19 protein-coding genes are annotated in these 20,143 nt (G+C 72.6%); 10 read left to right on the plus strand and 9 right to left on the minus strand.

Annotation, left to right across the window (positions count from 1 at the left end):
• Positions 1-241 precede the first annotated feature (241 nt).
• Positions 242-3,400: a tetratricopeptide repeat protein gene (locus tag ACRWNP_RS06980; protein ID WP_431960106.1), complete on the plus strand. Its 3,159-nt coding sequence runs from the start codon at positions 242-244 to the stop codon at positions 3,398-3,400.
• Positions 3,401-3,482: 82 nt separating this feature from the next.
• Complete coding sequence (locus ACRWNP_RS06985; protein WP_431960107.1) at positions 3,483-3,794, plus strand: hypothetical protein; 312 nt, start codon at positions 3,483-3,485, stop codon at positions 3,792-3,794.
• A gap of 48 nt (positions 3,795-3,842) precedes the next feature.
• Here ACRWNP_RS06985 and ACRWNP_RS06990 read toward each other — a convergent pair whose 3' ends face one another.
• Positions 3,843-4,106 carry a hypothetical protein gene (locus ACRWNP_RS06990; RefSeq protein ID WP_431960108.1) on the minus strand — a complete coding sequence of 88 codons (264 nt, stop codon included), beginning with the start codon at positions 4,104-4,106 and terminating at the stop codon, positions 3,843-3,845.
• A 4-nt stretch (positions 4,107-4,110) separates the two neighbouring features.
• Positions 4,111-4,983, minus strand: a complete 873-nt coding sequence (gene mca, locus ACRWNP_RS06995; protein ID WP_431960247.1) for a mycothiol conjugate amidase Mca — start codon at positions 4,981-4,983, stop codon at positions 4,111-4,113.
• 107 nt (positions 4,984-5,090) lie between these two features.
• Here mca and ACRWNP_RS07000 point away from each other — a divergent pair, with 107 nt between their 5' ends.
• Together ACRWNP_RS07000 and greA are read left to right on the plus strand one after the other, a co-directional pair.
• Complete coding sequence (locus ACRWNP_RS07000; RefSeq protein ID WP_431960109.1) at positions 5,091-5,501, plus strand: DUF4307 domain-containing protein; 411 nt, start codon at positions 5,091-5,093, stop codon at positions 5,499-5,501.
• A gap of 179 nt (positions 5,502-5,680) precedes the next feature.
• The gene (greA, locus tag ACRWNP_RS07005; RefSeq protein ID WP_431960110.1) at positions 5,681-6,178 is read left to right on the plus strand and encodes a transcription elongation factor GreA; all 498 of its coding nucleotides are present in this window, start codon (positions 5,681-5,683) and stop codon (positions 6,176-6,178) included.
• 119 nt (positions 6,179-6,297) lie between these two features.
• On the opposite strand, the gene ACRWNP_RS07010 is transcribed toward greA, so the two are convergent.
• The 3 genes from ACRWNP_RS07010 to ilvA all read right to left on the minus strand — a co-directional run bounded on the left by ACRWNP_RS07010 (position 6,298) and on the right by ilvA (position 9,537).
• Positions 6,298-7,155: an ABC transporter permease gene (locus tag ACRWNP_RS07010; RefSeq protein WP_431960111.1), complete on the minus strand. Its 858-nt coding sequence runs from the start codon at positions 7,153-7,155 to the stop codon at positions 6,298-6,300.
• The gene (locus ACRWNP_RS07015) at positions 7,152-8,114 is read right to left on the minus strand and encodes an ATP-binding cassette domain-containing protein (protein ID WP_431960112.1); all 963 of its coding nucleotides are present in this window, start codon (positions 8,112-8,114) and stop codon (positions 7,152-7,154) included. The genes ACRWNP_RS07010 and ACRWNP_RS07015 overlap by 4 nt, the downstream gene beginning before the upstream one ends.
• Before the next feature lie 205 nt (positions 8,115-8,319).
• Positions 8,320-9,537: a threonine ammonia-lyase gene (ilvA, locus tag ACRWNP_RS07020; protein ID WP_431960248.1), complete on the minus strand. Its 1,218-nt coding sequence runs from the start codon at positions 9,535-9,537 to the stop codon at positions 8,320-8,322.
• A gap of 175 nt (positions 9,538-9,712) precedes the next feature.
• On the opposite strand from ilvA, the gene ACRWNP_RS07025 reads away from it, so the two are divergent.
• Genes ACRWNP_RS07025 through ACRWNP_RS07035 form a run of 3 tightly spaced genes read left to right on the plus strand, consistent with a single transcriptional unit; the run spans position 9,713 to position 10,949 of the window.
• Positions 9,713-10,207 (plus strand): MarR family winged helix-turn-helix transcriptional regulator, encoded by a 495-nt coding sequence (locus ACRWNP_RS07025; RefSeq protein WP_431960113.1) that lies wholly within the window; start codon positions 9,713-9,715, stop codon positions 10,205-10,207.
• Between the two features lie 32 nt (positions 10,208-10,239).
• Entirely contained in the window at positions 10,240-10,704 is a 465-nt protein-coding gene (locus ACRWNP_RS07030) for a sigma factor-like helix-turn-helix DNA-binding protein (RefSeq protein ID WP_431960114.1), read from the plus strand.
• The gene (locus ACRWNP_RS07035) at positions 10,701-10,949 is read left to right on the plus strand and encodes a hypothetical protein (protein WP_431960115.1); all 249 of its coding nucleotides are present in this window, start codon (positions 10,701-10,703) and stop codon (positions 10,947-10,949) included. Before ACRWNP_RS07030 ends, ACRWNP_RS07035 begins: the two co-directional genes overlap by 4 nt.
• Before the next feature lie 45 nt (positions 10,950-10,994).
• Here the strand turns inward: ACRWNP_RS07035 and ACRWNP_RS07040 are convergent, their stop codons facing one another.
• On the minus strand, positions 10,995-12,149 hold the full coding sequence (locus ACRWNP_RS07040; protein WP_431960116.1) for a cystathionine gamma-synthase: 1,155 nt from the start codon (positions 12,147-12,149) through the stop codon (positions 10,995-10,997).
• Between the two features lie 66 nt (positions 12,150-12,215).
• Between ACRWNP_RS07040 and ACRWNP_RS07045 the strand changes: the two genes are divergently transcribed.
• A complete protein-coding gene (locus tag ACRWNP_RS07045) occupies positions 12,216-13,256 on the plus strand; it encodes a hypothetical protein (RefSeq protein WP_431960117.1) in 1,041 nt (346 codons plus the stop codon).
• A 37-nt stretch (positions 13,257-13,293) separates the two neighbouring features.
• On the opposite strand, the gene ACRWNP_RS07050 is transcribed toward ACRWNP_RS07045, so the two are convergent.
• Both ACRWNP_RS07050 and ACRWNP_RS07055 read right to left on the minus strand, forming a co-directional pair.
• Positions 13,294-13,824 carry a GNAT family N-acetyltransferase gene (locus ACRWNP_RS07050; protein WP_431960118.1) on the minus strand — a complete coding sequence of 177 codons (531 nt, stop codon included), beginning with the start codon at positions 13,822-13,824 and terminating at the stop codon, positions 13,294-13,296.
• Positions 13,825-13,836: 12 nt separating this feature from the next.
• Complete coding sequence (locus tag ACRWNP_RS07055) at positions 13,837-14,850, minus strand: LacI family DNA-binding transcriptional regulator (RefSeq protein WP_431960119.1); 1,014 nt, start codon at positions 14,848-14,850, stop codon at positions 13,837-13,839.
• 300 nt (positions 14,851-15,150) lie between these two features.
• Here ACRWNP_RS07055 and ACRWNP_RS07060 point away from each other — a divergent pair, with 300 nt between their 5' ends.
• Complete coding sequence (locus ACRWNP_RS07060; protein WP_431960120.1) at positions 15,151-18,501, plus strand: S8 family peptidase; 3,351 nt, start codon at positions 15,151-15,153, stop codon at positions 18,499-18,501.
• A 320-nt stretch (positions 18,502-18,821) separates the two neighbouring features.
• Positions 18,822-19,334, plus strand: a complete 513-nt coding sequence (locus tag ACRWNP_RS07065; RefSeq protein ID WP_431960122.1) for a hypothetical protein — start codon at positions 18,822-18,824, stop codon at positions 19,332-19,334.
• 78 nt (positions 19,335-19,412) lie between these two features.
• Here ACRWNP_RS07065 and ACRWNP_RS07070 read toward each other — a convergent pair whose 3' ends face one another.
• Positions 19,413-20,099 (minus strand): ABC transporter ATP-binding protein, encoded by a 687-nt coding sequence (locus tag ACRWNP_RS07070; protein WP_431960123.1) that lies wholly within the window; start codon positions 20,097-20,099, stop codon positions 19,413-19,415.
• Positions 20,100-20,143: the final 44 nt, after the last annotated feature.

Consider the following 20,143-nt stretch of genomic DNA (forward strand, 5'->3'; position numbering starts at 1 on the left):
TCTCATGACGCGACAGCGTGACGCCGGCGCCTCCCAGGGGTCAGCACTTTCGCCTGTCGGTCAGAGGACAAGTCACCTTTGCGCCACGGCACGGGAGCCGCAAAGGAGCCCAAACGGCGATGAAGCCGCGGCCCGGCGCGGCCCCTTCAGTGGTGCCCGGGCGTGCCCGTCCGCGGACGCGGTGTCGCGATGTGGCGCGTTCGGCAGGACACTTGGGGACCGGCGGCTACCGAGGGGGCCAGTGGTGACGAAGCAGACGCCGCAACGGCAGACGCAACTGAGCACGTCCGACCGGGCCGAGGTGTTACGGCTGCTGGAACGCGCCGTCGCCGGTGAGCTGCGGGACGGGCACTCCGGGGAGGAGGCGCTGCGGCAGGCACGGGCGGCGGTCGACGCGATCGCGGCCGAGACGTCGGCCGAGTACGCCGCCTACACCGCCGCGCTGGCGGCGGAACGCGCCGGCCGCCGGTCGTCGTTGGTCACCCCGGCGCTGGTGACCGCGGTCGCCGCCGTCGCGGCGTGCGTGGCGGACCTCGGCTGGGGCACGCCGACATCCACGGCGCTGGGCGTGGGCGGCGTGGTGGCGCTCGCCGGGGCGGCCGTGACGGCCGCGCTGACGACGGGCGGCGGCGGCGCCCGGCCGCAGGATCTGCGGCGGGCCTGGCTGGAGGCCGTGGAACAGCGCGGTGTACGGCCGTTCCTGGAACGCCGGCGCGCCGTACCGGCCCCGGCGAAGGTGCCGGCGCAGCGCCGCACCGACCGCAGCGCCGCCGCGCGGGGGCGCAGCGTCCTGGAGCAGTCCTTCGCCCAGCTCCCCGCCACCGAGGGGCCGTTCGCCGGCCGCCGGGACCAGCTGCGGCAGATCGCCCAGTGGGTGCACCAGGCGCGGGTCTCCCCCGCCTCGGAGCCCGTCGTGGTCGTCCTGCACGGCCAGGCCGGTTCGGGGCGCACCACGCTCGCGGTGCGCGCCGCCCAGCAGCTCAAGGACCAGTTCCGCGGCGCCTGCGTGGTCGACCTGCGCGGCGCCGCGCCCGGGGAGCGCCCGCTGCCCGTACGGGACGCGCTGCTGCACCTGCTCAACCGGCTGGGCGCGCCCCGCGAACAGCTCCTGTTCCGCGAACGCACCTCCCAGGAGCAGCATCTGCGGCGCCTGACCGACCAGTACCAGAAGCACCTCACCGACGTTCCGGTCGTCATCGTCCTCGACGACGCCGCCGGGCCCGAGCAGATCCGCGCCCTGGTCCCGGAGCGCTCCGACAGCCTCGTCCTGGTCACATCGGCCGAACCGATCGACCTCGACGTGCCGGCGGCCCGCGTGTACGCCCTCCCGGTCGATCCGCTCGGGGCGGCGGCGTCGCGGGAGCTGCTGGCCGGGCTGACGCCTGAGGCCGGCACGGCGGCGGACGGGGAGGGCGCAACCGACGCCGTACGGCGGCTGTGCGGTGGTCTGCCGCTCGCGCTGCGCATCGCGGGCAGTTCGCTGCCCGACCGGGGCGCGGAGCGGCTGGCGGCCGATCTGGCGGCGTACGGCCCGGTGGGCCCGGTCGACCGGGCGCTGGCACTGGGTTACCACGACCAGCCCGAGCCGGCCCGCCGGCTGCTGCGGCGGCTCGCGCTCGCCGGACGGACGAGCCTCGGCGCGGCGGCCGCCGCGGCCCTGCTGGGGGCGGAGGAGCAGGAGGCGGCCCGGCGGCTGGGCGAACTGGCCTCGGCCGGTCTGATCGAGCACGTGCGCGGCAGCCGCTACCGGTTGCACGACCTCGTACGGCGCTTCGCGCACGCGCGCCTGCTGGACGAGGAGGAGCCGGCCGAGCGGGCGGCCGCCCAGGAGCGCCTCATCCGCAGCTACTCCGAGCTGGCCGACGCGGTGATCCGGCTCGTCGACGGCCGGACCTCGACCCGCGCCGACCGCTTCGGCCCGCAGGGCTTCCCCTCCCTGGACCAGGCGCTGCGCTGGCTGGACGAGGAGTCGAGCTTCATCACCGCGGCGCTGCGGCACTCCGAAGGCGTCGACCAGCGGGTGGTGCAGCACCTGCTCGGCGCGCTGTGCGACTACTGCCTGCTCCGCGGCGACCTGTACCGGCTGGGCGAGATCAGCGAGCTGGCCCAGGCGCACCAGCGGGAGGCCGACCAGTCGGTGCTGGTCCGCTCGGTGCAGTGGCGCACCGGCATCGCCGCGCGGCAGCTCGGCGAGCTGGACAAGGCCCGCTCGACGCTGTCGTCGGTGGTCGACCTGTACTTCGAGGCGCAGCACCCGGCGGGCGCCGCCCGCGCCCTGTGCAGCCTGGGCATCACGCTCCACCAACAGGGCAGCCTGCGGGAGGCGGAGGTCAAGCTGCGGGAGGCCCTGGAGCTGCAGGCCGGCGACGAGCTGCGGGCCGACCGGGCCTGGACGCAGCACGCGCTGGCGGCGGTGCTGCGCGACGCGGGCCGGCCGGCGCAGGCGTACGAGCTGCTGACCGAGTCGCTGGCCCTGCACCGGGAGAGCGAGAGCGTGCACGGCGAGGCCTGGGCGCACCTGCAGCTGGGCCAGCTGCTGCTGCGGCTCGGCGACGCCGAGCGCGGCGAGACGGAGCTGCGGACCGCGGGCGAGTGCTACGCCGCGACCCGCGACCCCCGCGGCGAGGCCTGGACCACCACCCAGCTCGGCCGCGCCCGCCTGCTGCGCGGGGACGCCGGCGCCGCCCAGCACCTGCTGCGCGAGGCCCTGGCCCGCCACCGCGCGAACGAGGACGCCCGCGGCGAGGCGTGGTCGCTGTACTACCTCGGCCAGGCGCTGGAGGACGGCGGCGAGCTGGACGCCGCCCTGCGGGCCCTGGAGCGCTCCCGCACCATGTTCAGCCGGATGCGGGACGTCTACGGGCTGGCCTGCGCCCGCCACCATTCCGCCCGGGTCACCCGCGACCAGCGGGCGGCGCTCACCGGCAACCTGCGCAACAGCGGTTTCGCGCGCCAGCTCCTGCAGGACGCCCGGGCCGACTTCCACCGCGCCGGGGTGCCGCACGGCGAGGGCTGGTCCTGTGTGGAGCTCGCCGTCATCGACGCCGGCAACGGCCGCGTCCCGGCGGCCCTGGACCTGGTCCGGGAGGCGGAGCGGCTCTTCGCCGGTATGGGCGACCGGCGCGGCCTGGCGTGGGCACACTTCCTGCAGTGCACGCTGTTGCCGCTGCTCTCGCGCGAAGGGGCCGTCGAGGCCCGCGAGCGGCTCGCCCGGCTGACGGACGACCTGCACGAGGGCCGCGACCTGGACCTGCGGGAGTACGCGGAGACCTACGCCCTGCTGCTGGAGCGCGGTGTCGAGCCGGGCACGCCATGGGAGGCGTGGCGGCTGGGCATGGTGCCGTCGCGGGGTGCCCGGATGGTGATGGCCGTGCCGGTGGACCGGGCGGTGGAGGGCTGAGCGCCCGGCCCGGCGCGTCACCGGCTCCGCGGCGTCCCGCGGATGACCGTCGCGACGGGACCCGGCCGCCCAAGGACGAACCATGGGCCGGCTGCCCGCAGCGCTCCGGCCCATCCGCGACCGGGATCGGGCACTGCCGCGCGAGGCCGGCGTCCATCACGAGAGCCCGGAGCGGCACACGATCACCTTCGCGCGGGACGCGCCGGAGGGCGCCGACGACGGCCTCGCCGTGATCGTCTCCAGCGGCGCGCTGCCCGTGCCGGCCGTCGGCGGGCACGTCGCCGTGCACGACCACGAGGTGCGGGTGGTCGCGGTGCGGACCCCGTACACCCGCTCCGGCGACGAGGGCGTCCCGCTGCTCTTCACGCGGGTCACGGTCGCCGCGCCGGAGTGAGCGTGCCGGGCATCCCTCCCGGGCAGGGGAGCGGGTGCCCGGCGTGCCTCAGCCCTTTCGGCCGGGGCCCTCGGCGCCGGAGGCGGCGGATGCCTCGAGCGACTCCGACGGCTGCTCCGCCTGCTGCGGCTGGTCCTCGAAGTCGATCTTCTTGAACTGCTTGTTCATGTTCTTCATCAGCCACCACAGGGAGAGGCCGATGAGGGCGAAGATGACGAAGCCGAGGAGGCCGGGCGTCACCTTGTTCTCGTCCAGGTCCTTGACGGCGAGGGGGACGAGCTGGGCTGCGGCCGTGCCGAATGTCGCGTTCACGCGCTCAATTCTTCCGGATGCCCGCGAAGAGGTCGTCCTCGGGGAGGGAGGTGTCCACCCGGGACTTCGCGAGCTCGTAGTCCTCGGTGGGCCAGACCTCCCTCTGCAGCTCCATCGGGACGTGGAACCAGGCGCCGTCGGGGTCGATCTGGGTGGCGTGGGCGAGCAGGGCCTTGTCCCGGATCTCGAAGAAGTCGGCGCACGGCACGTGCGTGGTGATGTTGCGCTCCGGCCGGTCGGCGGTCTGCCAGCGCTCCAGCCACTCGCCGTACGGGGACTCCAGCCCACGGGCGAGCAGCGCCTCGTGCAGGGCGACGGTGCGCTGCCGGTTGAAGCCCTGGTTGTAGTAGAGCTTCAGCGGCGTCCACGGCTCGCCGGCCTCGGGGTAGCGCTCGGGGTCGCCGGCGGCTTCGAAGGCGACCATCGAGATCTTGTGGGTCATGATGTGGTCGGGGTGCGGGTAGCCACCGTTCTCGTCGTACGTGGTGATCACGTGCGGGCGGAACTCGCGGATGAGCTTCACCAGGGTGCCCGCGGCCTCGTCCACGTCCTGGAGGGCGAAGCAGCCCTCGGGCAGCGGGGGCAGCGGGTCGCCCTCGGGGAGCCCGGAGTCGACGTAGCCGAGCCAGGACTGCTCGACGCCGAGAATCTCTCGCGCCTCGTCCATCTCCTTGGCGCGGACCTCGTGGATGTGCTCCTCGATGTACTTGTCGCCCTGCAGTTTGGGGTTGAGCACGGAACCACGCTCGCCACCGGTGCAGGTGGCGACCAGGACGTCGACGCCCTCGGCTACGTACTTGGCCATGGTGGCCGCGCCCTTGCTGGACTCGTCGTCGGGGTGTGCGTGCACGGCCATCAGTCGCAGCTGCTCGGTCAAGGTCGGATCCTCAGTCATGGGTCGTAGGTAGCGGCTTCTATAGTGACCGAAGCGAGGGGCTGTTTGATTCCAAGGCGGGATTCCCCGGGCCCCGGGAGGACTGATTCATGAGCGCGGTGCGCGACGGACTGCCCGAGGGACGGTACGGGCGGGGTACCGACGACGACGCGCGCGCGGACCGAAGGCTGCGGCTCGTGGGCTCGGTGCTCGGTGTGGTCCTGCTGCTGTTCCTCGGCTGGATCGGCTGGGACAAGCTCGCCGGCACCGAGGTCAGCGCCGAGGTCATCAAGTTCCAGGTCGTCTCCGACCAGGAGGTCCAGGTCCACATCGAGGTACGCAAGGACGCCGGGGTCACGGCGGTGTGCACCCTGCGCTCGCTCGCCGAGGACCACAGCGAGGTCGGCCGTAAGGACGTTCGCCTCAAACAGCACACCGGTCGCATCGACACCGTCGTCACCATTCGCACCACGAGTCACGGCGCTTCTGCGGAACTGGTCGGCTGCCAGCCGGCCGGCTGATCCGACCTGCCCGGCCATTCACCCCTTGACCTGGGTCTATGGCTTCCCGATGATTTCCCTCTCGCCGTTTGTCGGGGGGAATTGTTACGCTCGTGGTTTCGCCCTCCCGCGAAGACGCATCTTTCTGGGTAGGGCGATCATTTGTAAGCAAGCGAGTTCGAGTACGACGAGGAGCACCTGTGACCCAGACCAGCGAGAACGTCACCTGGCTGACCCAGGAGGCGTACGACCAGCTCAAGGCCGAGCTGGAGCACCTGTCGGGTCCCGCACGCGCCGAGATCGTCGCCAAGATCGAGGAAGCCCGCCAGGAAGGCGATCTCAAGGAGAACGCCGGGTATCACGCGGCGCGTGAGGACCAGGGCAAGCTGGAGCTCCGGATCCGCCAGCTGACGCAGCTCCTGCAGCACGCGAAGGTGGGAGAGGCCCCGGCGGACAACGGCGTGGTGGCGCCCGGCATGGTCGTGACGATCGCCTTCGACGGCGACCCTGACGACACCCTGACCTTCCTGCTCGGCTCGCGTGAGTACGTGTCCTCCGAGCTGGAGACCTACTCGCCGCAGTCTCCGCTCGGCTCGGGCGTGAACGGCAAGAAGATCGGCGAGGACGCCTCGTACGAGCTCCCGAACGGCAAGAAGGCCTCGGTGAAGATCCTCGACGCCAAGCCGCACAGCGGCTGACGGCCGCCGCGCCCTGGAGCTCCAGGCTCCCGGCGTCGCCCCGCAGACGCAGGCGAGCCCCCGGCCTTCCGGCCGGGGGCTCGTCCGCGTCCCGCGGGAATGCGCCCGCGGGAGGGGGGTCAGGCGGTCGCCGAGCGGTACTTGCGCACCGCGAGGGTGCGGAAGATGGCGATGATGACGATCGACCACAGCACCGAGGCGAGCACCGGGTGCTGCATCGGCCAGACGTCCGGGGTCCGGTAGCCGGGCGGCAGGTTGCCGAACAGCTCCCGGCAGGCCAGCACGGTGGCGCTGAACGGGTTCCACTCGGCGATGTGCCGCAGCCAGGGGGTCATCTGGTTGGAGTCCACGAAGGCGTTCGAGATGAACGTCAGCGGGAACAGCCAGATCAGACCGCCGGAGGTGGCCGCCTCCGGGGTGCGGACGGACAGGCCGATCAGGGCGCCGATCCAGGAGAAGGCGTAGCCGAGCAGGAGCAGCAGGCCGAACGCCGCGAGCGCCTTGGGCAGGCCCTCGTGGACGCGCCAGCCGACGAGCACGGCGACGATCGCGAGCACCACGACCGTGAGGGCCGTCTGCACCAGGTCCGCCAGGGTGCGGCCGGTGAGCACCGCGCCGCGGGCCATGGGCAGCGAGCGGAAGCGGTCGATGAGGCCCTTGTGCATGTCGTCCGCGATGCCCGCGCCGGCGCCGGCGGTGGCGAAGGTCACGGTCTGGGCGAAGATGCCGGCCATCAGGAACTCGCGGTAGAGCGCGGGGCTGGTGGAGCCGCCGACGTTCATGGAGCCGCCGAAGACGTAGCTGAACAGCACCACGAACATGATCGGCTGCACGAGGCCGAAGATCACGACCTCGGGGATGCGCAGCATACGGATCAGGTTGCGCCGGGCGACCACCAGCGAGTCGCGTACGGACTGCACGATGGGGTTGGGGGTGCGCGGCGCGCTGGTGGAGACCGCGTCGGTCACCGTGGTCACTGGGACTCCTCTTCCTTCTCCTCGGCGGCGTGGCCGGTGAGGGACATGAACACGTCGTCGAGCGTGGGCCGGCGCAGACCGATGTCGTCGATCTCGATGCCGCGGGTGTCGAGCTCGCGGATGACCTCGGCGAGCAGCTTGGCGCCGCCCGTGACCGGAACGGTGATCCGCCGGGTGTGGTTGTCCACGGCGGTCTCGCCCTTGCCGAAGCCGTTCAGCACCTCGGTGGCGGTCACCAGGTGCTCGCGGTCGTGGACGACGACCTCGACGCGCTCGCCGCCGGTCCGCGCCTTCAGCTCGTCGGAGGTGCCGCGGGCGATGACCTTGCCGTGGTCGATCACGCAGATGTCGTGGGCGAGGTGGTCGGCCTCCTCCAGGTACTGCGTGGTGAGCAGCAGCGTGGTGCCGCCGGCGACCAGGTCCTGGATGACCTCCCACAGCGCGAGGCGGTTGCGGGGGTCGAGGCCGGTGGTCGGCTCGTCCATGAACATCACCGGCGGCCTGACGACCAGTGCGGCCGCCAGGTCGAGCCGGCGCCGCATGCCGCCGGAGTAGGTCTTGGCCGTGCGGTCGGCCGCCTCGGCGAGGTTGAAGCGGTCGAGCAGCTCCGTCGCGCGGGCCTTCGCGTCCCGAGCGCTCATCTGGTAGAGCTGGCCGACCATCTGCAGGTTCTCGCGGCCGGTGAGGTACTCGTCGACCGCCGCGAACTGACCGGAAAGGCCGATCTGCCGGCGCACTTCGTTGGGGTGCTTCAGCACGTCTATCCCGGCCACGACGGCCTTGCCGCTGTCGGGCTGCAGCAGGGTGGTCAGGACGCGCACGGCGGTCGTCTTCCCGGCCCCGTTGGGGCCGAGGAGGCCCAGGACGGTCCCCTCAGGGACGTCGAGGTCCACTCCGTCCAGTGCCCGTACGTCGCCGAAGGTCTTCACCAGACCTTCGGCATGGATGGCGCCTGGCATGCGATGTCTCCGATTCGGGGCTTGGGGTGCATGGGGACTGGGGCGCGCGGCCGCACGGCAGCGCACCACGATGTGTCGCGAGCATCCCAGACGCGATATATCGCGTCAAGCGGATTTACCGCACTCCGCCCTCGCGCGCCGTCCCGCGTCCACGACACCCGATTCCACCATGCCGCACGCCACTGACAATGCGGACCGAACGGGCTCAGAGCAGCGCGTATCCCGCCGTACGCAGCGCCTCCGCCACGGCGGCCCGGTGCTCGGGACCGCGGGTCTCCAGCTGCAGCTCGACCTCCGCCTCGGTCAGTCCCAGCCGAGGATCCGTGCGGACGTGCGCGATGTCCAGCACGTTCGCGTCACTCGCGGAAAGGATCTCCAGCAGGGCCGCCAGCGCTCCCGGCCGGTCCGTGAGCCGCAGCCGGAAGGACATGTAGCGCCCGGCGGCCGCCATGCCGTGCCGCAGGATGCGCTCCATCAGCAGCGGGTCGACGTTGCCGCCGGACAGCACGGCGACCACCGGCCCGTCGAAGGACTCCGGCCGCGACAGCAGCGCCGCCACCGGGCTCGCCCCGGCCGGCTCGACCACCAGCTTCGCCCGCTCCAGGCAGAGCAGCAGCGCGCTCGACAGCTCGTCCTCGCTGACCGTGCGCACCTCGTCCACCAGTTCCCGGACGATGGCGAACGGCACGTCCCCCGGGCAGCTCACCTTGATGCCGTCCGCCATGGTGGCCACCGAGTCCAGCCCCACCGGCCGCCCCGCCGCCAGCGACGGCGGGTACGCGGCCGCGCCCGCCGCCTGCACCCCGATGACCCGCACGTCCGGACGCACCGACTTCACCGCCACCGCCACACCGGCCGCGAGCCCGCCGCCGCCCATCCCCATGACGATCGTGCGCACCTCCGGGCACTGGTCCAGGATCTCCAGGCCCACCGTGCCCTGCCCGGCGACGATGTCCGCGTGGTCGAAGGGGTGGATGAAGACCGCCCCCGTCTCCTGCGCGTACTCCCGTGCGGCGCGCAGCGTCTCGTCCAACGCATGCCCGTGCAACCGCACCTCGGCCCCGTAGTCGCGGGTCGCCGCGACCTTCGGCAGCGGGGCCCCGGCCGGCATGAAGACGGTGGAGCGCACCCCGAGCAGCGACGCGGCCAGCGCCACGCCCTGCGCATGGTTGCCGGCGCTCGCCGCCACCACGCCCGCCGCACGCTCCTCCTGCCGCAGACCGGCGATCCGCACATAGGCGCCGCGCACCTTGAACGAGCCCGTGCGCTGCAGGTTCTCGCACTTCAGGTGCACCGGCGCGGCCACCAGACGGGACAGGTAACGGCTGCCCTCCATGGGTGTCACACGCGCGACACCCGACAGCATCTTGTGCGCGCCGCGCACATCGTCGATGGTGACGGGACACGGCCGCGCGGTCACCATCGCGCGACCCGTGGAACGTGCCGGACTTGCGGGGCTTTCCATGGTCCCCAGTCTTGCAGCAGTGGCCACCGCCCGGACGGACCGAGCAGTTTTCCGCGGCGGGGTCCCCGGGTGACGCTCTCCGCGTACTCTTCTCCCAACCTTCGCAGGACCGACAGAACGCGAGCTTCCGGCCATGCCCATTCCCCCCTCGGAGATCACGACCGACCTCCTGGAGCGCCTGCAGCACGAGGTGGCGCTCTTCGCCCGCCGCGCGGAACAGACGCGCCTCGGTGGCGTCGGCAAGGCCCGCAACTCCATGGACCGGGCCGCTTACCTGCTGCTCCACCGCCTGGACGACGAGGGCCCGATGGGCGTCAAGGCGCTCGCGGAGGGCATGGGCATCGACTCCTCCACCGTCACGCGGCAGGTCGCCCCGCTCGTGGACAGCGGACTGGTCAAGCGCACCTCCCACCCCGAGGACGGGCGGGCGGTCGTGCTCGCGCTCTCCCCCCGCGGGCGTTCGCGTCTGGAGGAGGTCCGCAGCTCGCGACAGCGGCTCATGGAGGTCGTGACGGAGGACTGGACGCCGCAGGAGCGCGAGTCCTTCACCGATCTCCTCGGCCGGTTCAACACCGCGCTCGCGCGGTACCACTCCTCCGTCACACAGGGAGACGAGCAGAACTCTTGACCTGAGGTCGCCGTCTGCCGTCCCATGTCGCTGTGGGAGAGCGCCGGGAGGCAGCGGAGCGCCTGCGCGAGGCCGAGTTCGAGGCGTTCGCGGCAGGCGCGGCAGGGCGTTTGCTGCATGTCGCCGTCCTGCTCACGGGGGACCGGACGGAGGGGACCGAGCTGCTCTGCGCCGCCCTGTCGCGCACCTACGCGGACTGGTTCCGGATGCGCGGCGAGGACCCGTACGCCTGCGCCCGCGCCGAGATGGTCCGCCGCTTCGCCCACCGGCCCTGGTGGCGCCGCCCGCGCGGCGGGGTGCTCGGGCCGCTCAACGTGCGGGAGCGGCTGGTGATCGTACTGCGGCTGTACGAGGGCATCGCCGAGGAACAGGCCGCCGCGCAGCTCGGCATGCCGTCGGAACGCGTACGGACGATCACCCTGCGGGCCACCGCGGTCCTGCGCAGCCGGCCCGTCCGCGGCGGCGCGGCCCCCCGGGTGCGGGAGGCCGCGTCGTGAGCGCGTACGACCGCAAGCAGGAGGAGGTCCGCCGGCTGCTCGACGGGCCGCACCCCGCCGTACCGGTGGACCTCGCCCCGCGCGCCGCCGAGCGCGGCCGCCGCGTCCTGGCCCGTCGCCGCGTGCTGCACGCGGCCCTGTGGACGCTGCTCGTCGTGGGGATCGCCGTCGGGCTCGTCCTGGCGGCACTGTGGTGGCCGTCCGCGGAACCGCTCGACACGACGCCGGGCATCGGCGACTGGTAGCGGCCGACCGGAGGGGGAACCCCCGCCCGTCGGCCGCGTGCGGCCCTACGCGCCCAGCGCCTGGCGCAGGTCCTCCAGCAGGTCGTCCACCGACTCGATGCCGACCGACAGCCGCACCAGATCCGCCGGCACCTCCAGCGCGGAACCCGCGACCGAGGCGTGCGTCATGCGGCCCGGGTGCTCGATGAGGGACTCGACGCCGCCCAGGGACTCGCCCAGCGTGAACAGCCGCGCCCGGTTGCACACCTCGACCGCCGCCTCCTCGCCGCCCGCGACGCGGAAGGAGACCATGCCGCCGAACCGCTTCATCTGCTTGGCAGCGACATCGTGCCCCGCGTGCTCGGGCAAGCCCGGGTAGAAGACCTGGGTGACCTTCGGGTGCAGCGACAGCAACTCCGCGACCCGGGCCGCGTTCTCGCTGTGCCGGTCCATGCGCACCGCCAGCGTCTTGATGCCCCGCATCACCAGCCACGCGTCGAACGGACCGGCGACCGCGCCCATCGCGTTCTGGTGGTACGCCAGTTCCTCGCCGAGCCCCGCGTCGGCCGCGACCAGCGCGCCGCCGACCACGTCCGAGTGCCCGCCCATGTACTTGGTGGTGGAGTGCACGACCACGTCGGCGCCGAGCGCCAGCGGCTGCTGCAGGTAGGGGCTGGCGAAGGTGTTGTCCACGACGAGCCGGGCGTCCGCGCCGCGCGCGATGTCCGCCAGCGCCGCGATGTCGGTGATCCCGAGCAGGGGGTTGCTGGGCGTCTCGACCCAGATCAGTCTGGTCTCCGGCCGCAGCGCGGCCCGGACCGCCGCCGGGTCGGAGGTGTCGGCGACCGACCACCGCACGCCCCAGCGCTCGACGACCTTCGCGAACAGCCGGAAGGTGCCGCCGTACGCGTCGTTGGGGATGACGACGTGGTCGCCGGGCTTCAGGACCGTGCGCAGCAGGCAGTCCTCGGCGGCCAGGCCGGACGCGAACGCCAGGCCGCGGCGGCCGCCCTCGAGCGCCGCGAGGTTCTCCTCCAGCGCGGTGCGGGTGGGGTTGGCGGAGCGGCTGTACTCGTAGCCGCCCCGCAGGCCGCCGACCCCGTCCTGCTTGTACGTGGAGACCTGGTAGATCGGCGTGACCACGGCCCCGGTCCGGGTGTCGGCCGGCTGACCCGCGTGGATCGCGAGGGTCTCGAAGTTCTGGTGCTGCTGCTCGCTCATACCGCCGAGCGTAGTGCGCGCCGCGGGCCGGGACGTGCCGGGCGGGCCCGCGTAGGCTTGCTCATCATGGAATTCCTGTGGGTGCTGTACGGCGTTCTGCTGATCTCCGCGATCGTGCTGGTGCCCCGCATGCTGCGCGGCCGCGGTGTGCGGGCCGTGGCCACGGTCGATCCCGCCCGGTACGGCCTCGTGCCGCGGGAGGAGATCGACATCCGGCTGCCGGGACCGGACGACGAGCTGACGCAGGCGCTGACCGTGACCCAGCGCACCCAGGACTGGCGCGCGGTCGCCGCCCTCCTCAAGGGCACCCCGGCCGAGGGCGAGCTCCGCTGGCAGCGGGTGCAGACCCTGGCCGGCGCCGCGGCGGTCGAGCTGGCGCAGGCCGCCGGTACGGGCGCGGCGTGGCTGCGCACCTGGCGGGTCGAGGACGCCAAGGACGCCGGCGGGGCGGCCGTCCACGCGGCGTTCCTGGTGCAGCGGGCCCGGCGCGAGCCGGCCGGCTCCCCGGACGTGGCGATGATCCTGGAGGAGGCCCGCACGGTCGCCGACCAGGCCGCGCTGCTCGCGCCGGGCGACCCCGTCCCGTACATCGTCGCGCTCGCCGCCGACGGGGACTTCGACCCGGCCTGGGAGAAGATCACCTCCCGCGCCCCGCACCACATGGGTGCCCACCTGGCCGCCCTCGCCCGCCTCCCGGAGGACGCCGCACGCGACTTCGCCGAGCGGGCCGCCTCCTCCGCTCCCGAGGGCAGCCTGCTGCCGGCGCTGCCGCTCTTCGAGGTCTTCGCGCACCAGCCGGACGTCATCCTCGTCCGCGGCTTCTACGAGAGCGAGGTCGTCTCCCGAGCCATCGGCGGCGCCCTCTACGCCACCGAGCACGCCTCCCCCTCCGACCCGGTGCTGCCCGTGGTTCGGCACCTGCTGGCGGCCTTCCTGCTGCGCGCGGAGCGCTTCTTCGAGGCGGTCGAGCAGTTCCGCGCCGTCGACGGCTACGCGGGCGCGGCCCCCTGGGCCTACGACCCCGACCCGGCCGCGGCGTACACCGCCCACCGCGCGCAGGCGCTCGCCGGGCTGGAGTGGAACTCCGAGCGCGGGCACACCCGTTGACGCACGCCACGCCTGCCCTCCCGTGAGGAGGCGATACTCAGGAGTTGTGGACTGGCCGGAGCGCTGATGCCGTCCTGCGCTCCAGCAGCGTGACCGAGACACCGGGCACGATCCGGCGCTCGACGACAGGGACGAATCCGCGCCGACGATAGAGCGCGAGTGCGGGCAGGTTGGCGGTTCCGGTGGAGACGACGGTCAGTTCCGCGGGCTCGATCGAGTCCAGGGCGTCGAGCAGTGCCGTTGCGACACCGCGACGGTGCGCGACGGGATGGACCACGAGCCGGCAGATGTCCAGAGCACCGTTCGGCAAGCGGGCCCAGGCGACCGCTCCGACAAGTCCCGACTCATCGCGAACGCCGAGGAAGGACTCGTCACATGCCCGCAACTGCTCAAGGGACTCGTGCAGGGGCGGGATGCCGTCGAAGCCGATGAGCCGGGCTTCGACCGCGTAGGAGGCCCGCTGAAGGTCCCACAGTTGACGCAGGGTGTCGGGATCGGACAGGTCGAGCCGGACCGCTTCGGCAAAGGGCCGGTGGGGTTCGGTGACGGCGTGGTGTTGGCCGGTCATGCCAAGATCCTCTCACCCCGCGGACGGCGCTGGGCCGCTGCTCGCGCGGGCGGTGAGTTCGGGGCCGAGGAGGCGTACCTCCTCCGTCGGGCTGCCGTTGAGCTTGGCGATGACGAGTTCGACCGCGTGCCGGCCCATCTGCTGCGCGGGGATGGCGACCGAGGTGAGCTGGGGGGCGGCCTGGGTGGCCACCTGGTCGGGGCAGACGGCGACGACGGAGAGGTCCTCCGGCACGGCGCGGCCCTGCTGGCGCAGGAGCGCGAGAAGGGGGGCGATGGCGGACTCGTTCTGGACGACGAGGGCGGTGGTGTCGGGCCGTTCCTCGAAGATGCGGGAGAGGGTGCCCGCGGTGGACTCGTAGCTTCCCTCGCAGGGGCGGTGGATGAGCCGCAGTCCGCGTTCGGCGGCGCGGGAGCGCAGGCCCTGGAGGGTGCGTTCGGCGAAGCCCGTGTGGCGCCGGTAGACCGCGGCGGCCTCGCCGACGACGGCGACGGAGCGGTGGCCGAGGTCCGCGAGGTGGTCGGCGCAGAGCGCGCCGGTGGCGACGAAGTCGAGGTCGACGCAGGTGAGTCCGGCGGTGTCGGCGGGCAGTCCGACGAGCACGGCGGGCCGTTTCCCGGCACGCAGCAGCGGGATGCGCTCGTCCTCCAGCTCGACGTCCATGAGGATCATCGCGTCGGCGAGTCCGCTGGCCGCGACCCGGCGGACGGCGGTGGGGCCCTCCTCGCCGGTGAGCAGGAGTACGTCGTGGCCGTGCTGACGGGCCGTCGTGGCGACCGCCATCGCGATCTCCATCATGACGGGGACGTACATGTCTGTACGGAGCGGCACCATGAGGGCGATGATGTTCGAGCGGCTGCTGGCCAGCGCCCGCGCGCCGGCGTGCGGGTGGTAGCCGAGTTCCTGGATGCTCCGTTCGACCCGCCGACGCGTGCCCTCGGAGATCGACCGCTTGCCGCTCAGGACGTACGAGACGGTGCTGGCGGAAACCCCGGCGTGCCGGGCTACCTCGGCGAGTGTGGCCATCGCGTGTCTCCGTCCCCCAAGAAGTGTCGAGGCGCGTGCCGAAAGCGTTGAAGCGCTTCGACACAGACGGTATCCGGACCCCCACATCCCTGTCCAGACAGGAGTCGAAGCGCTTCGACACCCTCATGGCCGAATCCGGCTTGGCGTTCGATGTGACGCTTGAGCTGTCCGCGACAGGCGGCACATACTGCGTATGCAAGGCGGGGGCTTCACCGGGGGGAACGCCGTGGGGGAACATCGCGTGCGCGCGCCCGGGAACGAGCGCTCCCGCGTGTCATGACGCAGACACAAGGGGATACGTTGCACCGACGATGGAAGAAGGCGCGCGCGGCAGCGCTCGCGACGGGGGTCGTGGCGGCGCTGACCGCCGGCGCCGCCGTACCGGCCTCGGCGGCCGGTCCGTCGGCCGCGGAGCCGGCCGGCTCCGCGTCCGCCACGGCGGTCAGGGACCGCGTGTGGATCACGCTGATCACGGGCGACCGGGTCGCCGTGGACTCGCAGGGCAGGCCTGTCGCCCTCAAACGCGCCAAGGGGCGCGAGAACATACCGGTGCAGATACGCCGGCAGCACGGCCATGTCTACGTCGTCCCGCAGGACGCGGTGCAGCTGATCGCGCAGGGCCGGGTCGACCGCCGGCTCTTCGACGTGACCACGCTGCGCCGGGCCGAGTACCGCAAGGCCGCCGAGCGGCACGGCCTCGGACTGATCGTCACCTACCGGGGCAGCAGGCCCGAGGCGCGGACCGAACTGCACCGCGCCCAGGGCACCGAGGTGACCCACACCTTCGCGCCGCTGGGCGGCGAGGCCGTCACCGCGCCCGAGGACTGCGCTTCCGGCGTCTGGACGGCGCTGACCGACGCCCCGCAGGGCTCCCCGTACGCCACCGCCGAGTCCGGCCTGCGCACGGTCTGGCTGAACGCGATCCAGAAGGCCGCGGCCGAACCGAGCTGGAACACCCGGCAGATCCACGCGCCGGACGCCTGGGACGCGGGCTACGACGGAACCGGCGTCACGATCGCGGTGCTGGACACCGGCGTCGACAAGAGCCACCCGGACCTGACCAGTCAGGTGGTCGCCGAGAAGAACTTCTCCACCGCGGACAACCTGCTCGACCACTTCGGCCACGGCACCCACGTCGCCTCCATCGCCGCCGGCACCGGCGAGAAGTCGGCCGGTGCCTACAAAGGCGTGGCCTCGGGCGCGCGGATCATCAGCGGCAAGGTGCTGGACGACGACGGCTTCGGCGACGACGCCGGGATCATCGCGGGCCTGGAGTGGGCCGCCGCCTCCGGCGCCAAGGTGGCCAACCTGAGCCTCGGCGGGACCGACACCCCGGGCGTCGACCCGATCGAGGAGGCGGTCAACCGCCTGTCGGCCGACACCGGCACGCTGTTCGTCATCGCGGCGGGCAACGAGGGCGACGGCGACTCCACCGTCGGCTCCCCCGGCAGCGCGGACGCCGCGCTGACCGTCGGCGCGGTCGACAAGGACTCCAAGCTCGCCGACTTCTCCTCACGCGGCCCGCGCGTGGGCGACGGAGCGATCAAGCCCGATGCCACCGCCCCCGGCGTGGACATCACCGCGGCCGCGGCCGCGGGCAGTGTCATCGACACCGACCCCGAGGTCCCGCACACCCCGGACGGGAGCTACCTGACCATCTCCGGCACCTCCATGGCCACTCCGCACGTGGCGGGCGCCGCGGCGATCCTCGCCCAGGAGCACCCGGACTGGACGGGCCGGCAGATCAAGGCCGCGCTGGTCGGCTCCACGACGGACGGCGGCTACACCGCCTTCCAGCAGGGTTCCGGCCAGATCGACCTGGCCGGGGCGATCCACCAGGACGTGGTCGCAGAACCGGTCTCGCTGAGCTTCGGCGTCGCCCGGTGGCCGCACGCCGACGACACCCAGCAGTCCAGGACGATCACGTACCGGAACTCCGGTGACTCCGACGTCACCTTGCACCTGTCGGTCACCGGCAAGGACCCGGCCGGTGCCGCGGCGCCGGCCGGCTTCTTCACCCTCGACAAGCAGCAGCTGACCGTGCCCGCCGGCGGCACCGCGCAGGCCACGCTGACCGTCGACACCACCCTCGGCGGCAGCCTCGACGGCGCCTACAGCGCGGCCGTGGTGGCCGGCGACGGGACGCGGTCGGTGCGCACCGCCGCGGGCGTGGTGCGCGAGGCCGAGTCGTACGACCTGCGGATCAACAACCTGGACCGCGACGGACGGCCGGCCGCGGCCTACGACACGCTCGTCCTCGGACTGGACGGCGACACCTTCGAGGAGGTCACCAACGACAGCGGCAGCACGGTGCTGCGCCTGCCCAAGGGCAGCTACGCCGTGGACAGCCTCATCGTGAGGCTCGCCGCCGACGGCCAGACGATCAAGAGCGCGAACTGGGTGAACCGCCCGCTGGTCAAGCTCACCAAGGACACCGAGCTGACGCTCGACGCGAGCAAGGCCAAGCCGTTCGTGTTCACGCTGCCGGACCGGGCGGCCAGGCAGTCGGACCTCATGGTCGGCTACAACCTGAACTACGGCGCCGCCGGCGCGGGCCTCAGCTTCAACGCCGGCACGCTGCGGGACTTCCGTACCGCGCACTCCGGCCCCGCGCTGACCGCCGCCCAGTATCAGGCGACCGTGGCCGGGCTGTTCGAGCACGGCTCGAAGGTCTACACGGTGGCGTACGGCCGCACGAAGTCGTTCTACACGGGCTACACCAGGACCGTGCGGAGCGCCGACCTGGCGAGGATCACCACCACCGGCGGCTCCTCGGTGAAGCGCAAGCTCGGCGCGGTCTTCACCACCCCGTTCGTGAACCGGGCCATGGTGACGCCGAGCGGCTTCCTCACCGGGCTGCCCTTCACCAAGGCCGTGTACGTCAACGCCTCCGGCGTCTCCTGGGCGCAGGACTTCCTGCAGACCGACGCCTCGGGCGAGATGTCCGAGGGGTACTACGAGGCGCCGGCCCGGACCTTCACCAAGGGCAAGAGCTACAGCCGCAGCTTCAACGTCGGCGTCTTCGGCCCGAAGCTGGACCGCCACTCCGGCATCGTGCGCTCCGGTGACGAGATCTCGGGCACGGTAGGCCTCTTCACCGACGGTCAGGGCCACAGCGGCTTCTCGTCGTACGACAGGGCCACCACGATCCTGTACCGGGGCGGGACGAAGGTCGGGAGTTACAACGGCACGCTCGACGACGGCGCCGTCTTCACCGTCCCGGGCGCCAAGGCCGGCTACCGGCTGACCACTTCGGTGACCCGCGCCTCGACCGCGGCGGTCAGCACCCGCATCACCGCGTCCTGGACGTTCTCCTCCAGGCACGTCGGCGGTGACGTCCCGGCCGCTCTGCCGGTCTCCGTGGTGCGCTTCACCCCGTCCCTGTCCGCCATGAGCACCTCCAAGGCGAAGGCCACGGTCAAGATGCCAGTGACCGTCCAGGGCGCGGCCGCGGGCCGCGACCTGAAGTCTTTGAAGGTGTACGTCTCCACCGACGGCGGCGCCCACTGGTCGAAGCTGACGGTCAGGAGCGGCAAGGTGACGCTGAAGAACCCCACGGCGGGCAGGGGTGTCTCCTTCAAGGCCCTGGTCAGCGACAAGAAGGGCAACACCCTGTCCCAGGTGATCTACAACGCGTATCTCGCGAAGTAGGTCGAAGCGTAGGACGGCAGGCGACCCGCCCGGAACGGAATCCGCCGTTCCGGGCGGGTCGACCGCCCTTGTGCCCTCCACGGGCCCGTGCCCGATCTCTGCCGCGCCCGCAACGGCCGCACGGCAGTCGGCGTCCTGCTCCGCAGCGGCTCGGAGGACGCGCGCAGCACCGACGCCACCAGGATGCCGAACCACGCGTTCGACGGGAGTAGTTGCTCCACCGCAGTCACCGTGACCCTGCGTGAGCTCCCGGCCGGCGCGCAGCGCCACTGACCGGCCGTCTCTTGCGCCGTCCCGCCGGGCGGGATAGGAAGCGAACCATGAATGCCACGCTCGGCGCGATGATCACTGCTGTCGTCGGAGTGCTCGGCACCCTGTTCGCCCCCGTGCTCGCCCAGCGCGGCACGGACCGGCGCCGCCTGGCGGAGGCCGCCGAGGCGGAGCGGCTGCGCCGGTTCGAGGAACGGCGGACGGCCTACACGGCGATGAACCGGGCCTCGCGGCAGTTCCACACGCTGCTCAAGGACGCCCTGCACCGGATCAGGGACGGGGTCTACTCCGCCGAGGAGCGGGACCAGGTCGAGGAATCCCGCCGTGAGTACCGGGACCGGTACGCCGAGGCGCAGATGATCGTCCCGGAACGCGTCCTGGCGGCCTCGCGAGACGTCAACCAAGTCCTCGCGGCGGCGGACGCCGCGGCCAAGCGGCTCGACCGCGGCCTCGCCCGGGACGGCGAGAGCCCGCACAGCGCGCTGGAGGCCCTGCGGGACGCGGAACCGCTGCTGCGGACGCTGCAGCGCCTGATGCGCGAGGACCTGGGCGTCACGGACTGAACGCCTCACGGCCCCCGGCGACGCGCGCCGGAGGCCGCGGGGCCGCGGGGCCGCGGGGCCGCAGGTGCGGCGGCGGCCTCAGGCCGCGGGGGTCCGCTCGGTGACGGTGACCCGGCCCTTCTCGATGGTGGCGACCCGAGTGGCGCGCCGGGCGATGGCGGAGTCGTGGGTGACCATGACGAAGGTCAGCCCGTACTCCTTCCACAACCCCTCCAGCAGGGCGAGGATCTCGTCGCGGGTGCCCTCGTCCAGGGCACCGGTGGGCTCGTCCGCGAGCAGCACCTTGGGGCGCTTCACCAGCGCCCGGGCGATCGCCACGCGCTGCTGCTGACCGCCCGACAACTCGCCGGGCAGGTGGTGCAGTCGGTCGCCGAGACCGACGGATGCGAGGGCCTCGGCGGCGCGGGTACGGCGTTCGGAGGCCTTCACGCCCAGCGGGACGAGGGCGGTCTCGACGTTCTCCTGGGCGGTCAGGGTCGGGATCAGGTTGAAACTCTGGAAGATGATGCCGATGTTCTGCGACCTGACCTTGGTCAGCCGGGCCTCGCTCAGCCGGGCCAGGTCGACGCCGTCCAGCTCCACCGAACCCTCCGTCGGGCGGTCGAGACCCCCGAGCATCTGCAGCAGCGTCGACTTGCCGCCGCCGGTCGGGCCCTGGACGACGAGCTGGTCACCGTCCTCGATCACCAGGTCGACGCCGCGCAGCGCGTCCACGACGTCCTTGCCACGCGAGTAGCGCTTGGTCACGCCGCTCAGCTTGTACATGAGGTGACTCCTGAAGTCCTGAAGGGGAAGGGCGGGGGCCGCGC

It is taken from the genome of Actinacidiphila sp. bgisy160 (assembly GCF_965342435.1).
GTDB lineage: Bacteria > Actinomycetota > Actinomycetes > Streptomycetales > Streptomycetaceae > Actinacidiphila.

Excerpts from the sequence above, each read along its gene's own strand:
- ACRWNP_RS07045 (WP_431960117.1), top strand. The coding sequence starts at position 12,216 with ATGGAATTCCTGTGGGTGCTGTACGGCGTTCTGCTGATCTCCGCGATC.
- ACRWNP_RS07050 (WP_431960118.1), bottom strand. The coding sequence starts at position 13,824 with ATGACCGGCCAACACCACGCCGTCACCGAACCCCACCGGCCCTTTGCC.
- ACRWNP_RS07065 (WP_431960122.1), top strand. The coding sequence starts at position 18,822 with ATGAATGCCACGCTCGGCGCGATGATCACTGCTGTCGTCGGAGTGCTC.
- ACRWNP_RS07015 (WP_431960112.1), bottom strand. The coding sequence starts at position 8,114 with ATGCCAGGCGCCATCCATGCCGAAGGTCTGGTGAAGACCTTCGGCGAC.
- ACRWNP_RS07000 (WP_431960109.1), top strand. The coding sequence starts at position 5,091 with ATGAGCGCGGTGCGCGACGGACTGCCCGAGGGACGGTACGGGCGGGGT.
- ACRWNP_RS07040 (WP_431960116.1), bottom strand. The coding sequence starts at position 12,149 with ATGAGCGAGCAGCAGCACCAGAACTTCGAGACCCTCGCGATCCACGCG.
- ACRWNP_RS06985 (WP_431960107.1), top strand. The coding sequence starts at position 3,483 with ATGGGCCGGCTGCCCGCAGCGCTCCGGCCCATCCGCGACCGGGATCGG.
- ilvA (WP_431960248.1), bottom strand. The coding sequence starts at position 9,537 with ATGGTGACCGCGCGGCCGTGTCCCGTCACCATCGACGATGTGCGCGGC.
- ACRWNP_RS07070 (WP_431960123.1), bottom strand. The coding sequence starts at position 20,099 with ATGTACAAGCTGAGCGGCGTGACCAAGCGCTACTCGCGTGGCAAGGAC.
- ACRWNP_RS07055 (WP_431960119.1), bottom strand. The coding sequence starts at position 14,850 with ATGGCCACACTCGCCGAGGTAGCCCGGCACGCCGGGGTTTCCGCCAGC.
- ACRWNP_RS07025 (WP_431960113.1), top strand. The coding sequence starts at position 9,713 with ATGCCCATTCCCCCCTCGGAGATCACGACCGACCTCCTGGAGCGCCTG.